This window comes from Microbulbifer harenosus, assembly GCF_005771435.1.
Taxonomy (GTDB): domain Bacteria; phylum Pseudomonadota; class Gammaproteobacteria; order Pseudomonadales; family Cellvibrionaceae; genus Microbulbifer; species Microbulbifer harenosus.
This window is the reverse complement of sequence record NZ_VANI01000010.1, coordinates 302564-309002: the sequence shown is the minus strand read 5'-3', so window position 1 is coordinate 309002 and position 6439 is coordinate 302564. Positions and strand designations below refer to the sequence as shown.

The 6439-nt window shown below is 44.9% G+C and carries 7 protein-coding genes; 1 reads left to right on the top strand and 6 read right to left on the bottom strand.

The features are described 5' to 3' along the window. Positions 1 to 148 (top strand): transposase domain-containing protein (locus FDY93_RS10800; protein ID WP_181954057.1); only part of this gene is annotated, 148 nt, incomplete at its 5' end. Here FDY93_RS10800 and FDY93_RS10795 read toward each other — a convergent pair. The 6 genes from FDY93_RS10795 to FDY93_RS10770 all read right to left on the bottom strand — a co-directional run bounded on the left by FDY93_RS10795 (position 145) and on the right by FDY93_RS10770 (position 6349). After that, on the bottom strand, positions 145 to 684 hold the full coding sequence (locus FDY93_RS10795) for a serine hydrolase domain-containing protein (protein ID WP_138235745.1): 540 nt from the start codon (positions 682 to 684) through the stop codon (positions 145 to 147). The two genes, FDY93_RS10800 and FDY93_RS10795, sit on opposite strands and share 4 nt — an antisense overlap. Before the next feature lie 117 nt (positions 685 to 801). Further along, positions 802 to 1623 carry a hypothetical protein gene (locus FDY93_RS10790; protein ID WP_138235744.1) on the bottom strand — a complete coding sequence of 274 codons (822 nt, stop codon included), beginning with the start codon at positions 1621 to 1623 and terminating at the stop codon, positions 802 to 804. Positions 1624 to 1712: 89 nt separating this feature from the next. Continuing rightward, positions 1713 to 2486 (bottom strand): nuclease-related domain-containing protein, encoded by a 774-nt coding sequence (locus FDY93_RS10785; RefSeq protein WP_138235743.1) that lies wholly within the window; start codon positions 2484 to 2486, stop codon positions 1713 to 1715. Between the two features lie 54 nt (positions 2487 to 2540). Beyond that, positions 2541 to 4001, bottom strand: coding sequence for a hypothetical protein (locus FDY93_RS10780; protein ID WP_138235742.1), 1461 nt, complete (start codon positions 3999 to 4001; stop codon positions 2541 to 2543). 20 nt (positions 4002 to 4021) lie between these two features. Next, a complete protein-coding gene (locus tag FDY93_RS10775) occupies positions 4022 to 5128 on the bottom strand; it encodes a type I restriction endonuclease (protein ID WP_138235741.1) in 1107 nt (368 codons plus the stop codon). A 720-nt stretch (positions 5129 to 5848) separates the two neighbouring features. Further along, the gene (locus FDY93_RS10770; protein WP_138235740.1) at positions 5849 to 6349 is read right to left on the bottom strand and encodes a hypothetical protein; all 501 of its coding nucleotides are present in this window, start codon (positions 6347 to 6349) and stop codon (positions 5849 to 5851) included. Positions 6350 to 6439: the final 90 nt, after the last annotated feature.

The following is a 6439-nucleotide window of genomic DNA, read 5'->3' as shown; positions in this document are numbered from 1 at the left end:
CAAGGCCAATCAGTTGGAGCCCTCAGCCTACATCCACTATGTACTGGACCGAATCGGTGAGGCCGACACGCTGGAGAAGCTCGAAGCCCTTCTACCGTGGAATGTGCCCTTGAAGCCTGTTTCAAAAAATTTGGCTCAGTATGGTTAGGGGAAGTGTGTCGATTTAACGGCGCTTACGCTGTATTCGAAATTGTGAACGGCAGTATCAGGCGTGCCTTGAGCCAATACCAGCCCCAGATAGTCGGCTTGTGAACGACGCTGTGAGTTGTCCGCAGGCCGTACTGCATCCTTGATGCCTGCCGTGTGGGTGAGCAGTTGCGCGATCGTTATAGGGTAGCCTTCGAACAAGGGAAGGTACTTTGATACCGGGTCGGACAGTTCTAGCTTTCCTGCCTCCACCAGCTGCATGATAGATTGCGCAGTAAACAGCTTGGAAATGGATGCGATACGAAACGTGGTATCGCCGGTTACCGGTAGCTGCCGTTCTTCATCGATGTAACCTGCACCGCTCGCATACACCAGTTCCCCGGAAGCGATCACCGATACCGCCAGTGCCGGAATCTGAAACTCGGCTCTTAACTCGGCGAGCGTTCGATCAAGTGCTGCCTGTGCGGGCTCATCAATAGCCAGCCCCGGCTGTGACAGCAGGGCGAGCAACAGCAGAAGTGCTCTGAACGGATACAATGGCTATCTCCTTATATATATTCGGGGTTACCCCGTCCTGCCGGCGCTGATGCAGGTACTTCCTGCAACTGCTATTGAGGCCGAGTTCAAATTCACGTCTTGACCCCGAGCGGTCGCTTAATCGGTAGCCAGCCGAAGTGCACCAGTAGAATCCAGTTCATTATTCAGAGCGGGCGCCTTGTCCTTGAGTACTTTCATCGCCGCACGCTTGGCAGCAGGCTGGACGAGGGTAATACTGTCTACTTGCTCGACTTCGAGTGTTGACCAGAGCTCACCCAGTGCAGTACCGATACGGGTGAGGAAGAGTTCGCTATTGATGTTACACATGGCCATATATTCGAGGGGGCCAAGAATATCCCCAATGTCATGATTGAGTATTTCGGGAAGTACCGCCAAACGCTGGTCATCACTCAGTTTGTCATCGTCCAATTGATCCAGTAGTTTAAAAAGCTCTCTCTTGTTCTTGTTGAGAGACCGTTCCTGAATTTTTTGGTAAACCAGCTGCAGAGATAACAGCGAAAAAAGAATCATCGCCGGCAAAACATAGCGCACTGCATTTTCGTGCTTGTTGCGAATTTTCGGGGCCACATCCTCATAGGCGATGATCCGCTGGCCGTCGATTGTCAGATCCCAGAGGCGATAACCGTCGCCTTCCGGTTTCCCAAGGGCCGTAACCGGCATATCTTGTTCAAACAGCTTTTCACCCCATTTGTGGTTGCAGAGGCAATCGTAACTGACGTCAAGGTTGCCGCTATCGGTGCGAATCACACCGCTACTCTTGCCGATTTTCTGTACGGAACCGCTTATTGGAATCAGGTTGTGCTTTTCTGGGGCTGGATTCATGAGTGTCTTCAGAGAAGTGCCAAGCAGAAAAAGCATCACCCATGGAGCGATGTTGACAAAAAATTGGTAAACCGGGTGCGAGAATAATTTCTGCATTTTTCTTCCTTGAGATTACAGCAGGAGAATGTGCGAATTTACTAAGATGGAACTCAAATGGGTATCAATACCTGTGTCCATTTATGGGGTCATGTTAATGGTTGAACCATTCTGCAATCTGGAAATGCCGAACAGCCCAAGAATTTCTTGCCCGCATTCGCACCACGCTTGCTGGTGCGCTGGAGCATTCTGCCCCCACATTTTGGGCAGAGCTTTTCCGCCAAAGGATTATTGCGGGCTTTAAGTTGTTGCACATGTCGCCGATGCGTATCCCGCGTGGACGCAAGGCGGCCGGATTGGATCTGGTCAACAATGGCCTCAACTTCGTTTTCGGTAAGCACTGGTGTCGTGAATGATTTAACGTAGCGGATATAACCGCCTTCTTTGGTGACGTTGGCTGGCATCGGTGTTTTAAAGGTACTGTTCCCGACAAATACCACCACGGAGTGAATGGTATCTGTGGAAACATCAAGCAGCGCTTCCAACGCCTTTACATGCTTGTAGTTCTGCCTGAGAGGGTTCTGGAATTTGAAAGACTTTTTATAGATCCGCTGGGTCCACTGTGCCTGGTGCTCGCCACCAAAAATCCAGCCTTGCATATTCTTGGTTTCCACCACGAAGATGCCGAAGCGGGATACGAATATATGGTCAATCTGCGTAGTGCCGTCGGGCGTGGTCAGAGTTACGTTGTGGAAACGGTGGTATATGTCGGTGGGCAGGAGTAGCCGCCCCAAAAATCTCACCAGAGCCTCGCCCCAGAGTCCTTTGAACCAAGGTGATTTCAAGATTCTGGCGATTAAGGCTATAGAAACTAGCCAGGATGCTATCGACAGCGCTTGATTAATGAGTGGATCGAAATTCATTGTTTTAATTCTTTACTGTTAACTCAAATCTTGGCCCTAGGATTTTCTGTTTGGCTAAGCGATTTCATTTTTTTCTTCCGGGTGAGGCTGCCTTTTCTTGGCCTCGCTTTTATCTTCGTCTTTCGATTTAATCACCGAATCTATAGTGTTATTTATTTTTTTGTTTGTTTCGTAGAAAGCGCTTTGAAAGTTGTTTTCTAAAGTTGTAGCTAGTCTTCTAAGTCCTGGTATCTTTGATAATTTATCTATTGCATCTCCTAATTTCACGCTTTTTTCAAGAGCGTCAAAAATTGGATGATCCGCCTTGTTATAGTCAGATATTAACTTCCCCGGGTTTTCGGAGCTGACGTCCAGAATGTTATGAAGTAGTTTTATTCTCAGCGCAGTAGTGTCTTCTGAGTAACCCAAGCTTTCGATTTGATTGGAGAGCCCCTCAAATGTCTTACTGAGGACTTCTTTATGTGTGTATTCTTCGACTAGCCGTTTTGACAAATTGACTTTTTTCCCTGACGAGTATGCTATCCATAAAAGAGGTACATAAACGGGTAGTATGGCGATTATTGTATGAGGGAGATCTAAAAGAATTTGCTCTAGTGTTTTTCCTTCGTAAAATAGATATGAGTTTAGCGCAAAGGGTATTAAAGAAATTGAAAACAGACCAAAGATTGACCATTTGAATGAGGAGTATGACGAGTTCCGCTCTAGAAGCTCTGCTTTCCTTTTTTCTTGGTATGCGCTACTTAGTCCTGCCGTTAATGCGTCTGGGAGCAGTTTTCGGATTTTTTCGGAATGGCGTTTGAAATCTGAATCCCAGTTTGAAATTGTTTCTTCAAGTTTTGATTTGTTGAGATCTATTTCGTTTTCTAATTCCATTTCTGTTTTTTTTAAAAGTTGTTCAATTTCTAACTTTGAAGATTTTATTTCATTGGATAATTTTGAGTATGAGGCTGAGAGCTTATCCTTTAAACCTTCAACTTTTTCTGTTTTTTCTTCTCCTGTTTCTTCATCAATGATTTCTTCTTCATACCCCATTATTTCGTAGAAAATTGAATCTAGTTCGTTTTTCCTGCTTGTTATTCCTTTGTATATAGCGTTAATTTTGCTTTGTTGTTGTTCTCCTGACTCTGAAATGCTTTTCAAGTATGAAATATTTTCTTCTAGGTTTTCGTTTTCTGAGAAAATTTCCTCAACCTGTTCTATGCTGCTTGCTAGCTCCTTTGCTTTTTCATGGTAATTTTTTATGTGCTTAATTAAATCATCGATTTCGTTTTTTGATGTCAGGGTTTGGCTTTCTAATTCCTTTATTTTTGCTATGGAATTTTGCACTTGTTGCAAGTGGGTTTCTGCTGCTTGTTTTGCTTCAGAAGCTCTATTTCTGAATTCAGACGTTTTTTTAGATGCTTGCTGAGCTTCTCTGATGTAATCTTCAATATTTGGAGGGATTCTGTCCTTAATTTTTTCGATTTCAGTCGACAGCCATTTTATTTCTTCTTCTAAGTTTGGTTTTTTCTTCATTTTCGGAGTCCAACCTAGTATTAGCTATTCTCTAGAATTTTTTCTTCATAGAAAGATATTGTCTTCAAAAGCTGTTCGCTGTAATTAAATATTTCATCAATTGTTTCGATTGGGTGTCGAATTTCTTTTTTGTCAATATCAAATATGCCTATATATTTTTGTTTTGCATTGAAGTGGAGTCGGCAAATAGGTTTTCTATTGTTGTCATCAAGAAGGACTCCAAAATAACTCTGTGTGTCTCTGGGGACTATACGTTCAATGGCAATTTTTTGTCTGACGATAGCTCTTACAATGTTGTAACCATCTAATTCCTCTTCCGTTGTGAAAATTTTTGACTCATTTTCATTGTTGAAGTTGCTAATTTCAGATTCAACTTCTTTATTTGTTATTTCTCCGGAGGTTGGTTTGCTATTTGCTCCTATCGCAGATTTTAGCCGTTCGTTTATACTATCATTTAGGAACTGCTTCAGCGCTTTTTCGGTAATATCTTGGAATTGAGTTCTGACCTTAGCTGTTAGCACGCCATCGTAAACGCGGGATGCGAAAAACTTTACAAACTCTTCTTCGGGTTGTTGAAACTGAAGTTCAAGTAATCTCTTTATTTGACTTAAATATTTGAGTTCTCCGGCAGCATCAACAATAGATTCGACATCGAAAGATGTTTTTGTTAGCTTTTTTACCTCCGGAACAATATGATCATCAATATCTTCTATATCTAGCACCAGGAATGGCTTTTCGTCCATTTTATTTGGGGCGTCTAGGTCTGTGTAGAATTCGTATACTGTACCGTTGGTTAAAATGGCAATTCTTGCGTTCGTGACGGAAAAATATCTGAACAATTGACTTGCATGCCGTGAGACAAGTTTTTCTCCGTATTTTTTGCATTCGATAAGTATTTGGACTTCACCATTTTTGATGAGTGCATAATCTACTTTTTCGCCTTTTTTCGTCCCAGTGTCTGCAGTAAATTCTGGAATTACTTCACTTGGATCAAAGACATCGTAGCCTAGCACTGAATGCAAGAATGGCATTACTAATGCGTTTTTAGTGGCTTCTTCCGTGGCCAAGCTTGCAGATACTTGAGCCGCCTTCTTTGATAATCCTTGCAATCTTTCAATAAAATCCACTGTATGCTCCTTTTATTTTACTTCTGATGATTAGCTTTATACTTGGTTGCTTGTCTTTCGGCTGTGTGCGCATCTGATCGTTGTATTCATAGGCGTCCAGATGTATTGCTTTAATTGTAATCTTTACATGGTGGTGCGTTTGATTGTTCAAAAAGTAAGGGCTGTGATTAGTTGAAATGTACAGCTCCGAAACACGCAGCAGTTCCTTAATATATTCTTTTACTGCTGTAATGGACCCAGCTATAAATCACGATAACTGTGGCACTTATCAGGGCCCGCCTTTTCGATGATCCAGGTTCCTACAACGGGGCCGATTCAAAAGTAGGTCGAGTATTCTTTCGGCAGATCAGGCGAGGTGGCAGTCATGATTTATCCTTTTTGTTAGTGACCTACCTAGATAAGAAATGGGACGTTCGTCACAGTTTCTGCCTTTCTCGTTTTATAGCGCGCGGGCTGTCGGCTGGCAAGATATGTGTAAGCGCGTGTAATTTCCGAAGTTTGCACTCACTTACCTTGTGAGGCGCAAGTGCATTACATATCTGAATATTGTCGTAGAGGGGTTCGCGAATTTTATATGCGGGGTGAGGATGTTTGGCCTGACAGAAGGTGCTGGCCATTGCTTTACTTGTCGGGAATTAATGCGCAAATGGGAATCCACTGCACGGGATATGACGCTAGAACAAGCCCGGGACCTTCCCGGGCAGGTTTTATAAGGCTACCTCAACCAATCGGACAAGCCGCATTCTCCCCCTCGCCCCACGCCATCACCGGCTGCATAAACCAGTCCGAACCCCACGGCGAATAGCCGGTAATCGACACGCCGGTATCCTGCTGCTGCTCCACATTGATCACTGCGACGATATTGCCGCCTTTGTGTTGTGGGCCGGTGAGGCCCAGGGCTTCTCTGCGGATGGTGAACTGGGTGAGGGTGTCGGTGACGGCGGTGATGGCGTAGTGCCAGATGCCGGAGGCGCCGCCGATGAGGTTGTCGAGGGTATTGATGGTGGCGTCCTGGCGGATGCCTTCCACGCAGGTGTCCATATTGATCTGCAGGTTGCGCACGGAATCCCGATAGGGAATGGCGGGGGTGGTGCTGTATACCCGGCCGAAGGCGGAGTCGCTCAGTTTTTCGGCAAATTCGTTGGGGTTGTTGGGGGGCAGCAGTGTGGCGCAGCCCTGTAGAACGGTGGCCCCAAGTAGCAGGGAAAGAGTCTTTTTCATGTGGGATCTGCTCTTTTAGTGTTGTTTATTATCTGGCGGCGGAAGCGTGCTTCCGGCAGAACGCTGGACCGGTTGTCCGGTCGGAATGGC

Coding starts and splice junctions, on each gene's coding strand:
- FDY93_RS10790 (WP_138235744.1), bottom strand. CDS start 1,623: ATGCAGAAATTATTCTCGCACCCGGTTTACCAATTTTTTGTCAACATC.
- FDY93_RS10785 (WP_138235743.1), bottom strand. CDS start 2,486: ATGAATTTCGATCCACTCATTAATCAAGCGCTGTCGATAGCATCCTGG.
- FDY93_RS10780 (WP_138235742.1), bottom strand. CDS start 4,001: ATGAAGAAAAAACCAAACTTAGAAGAAGAAATAAAATGGCTGTCGACT.
- FDY93_RS10770 (WP_138235740.1), bottom strand. CDS start 6,349: ATGAAAAAGACTCTTTCCCTGCTACTTGGGGCCACCGTTCTACAGGGC.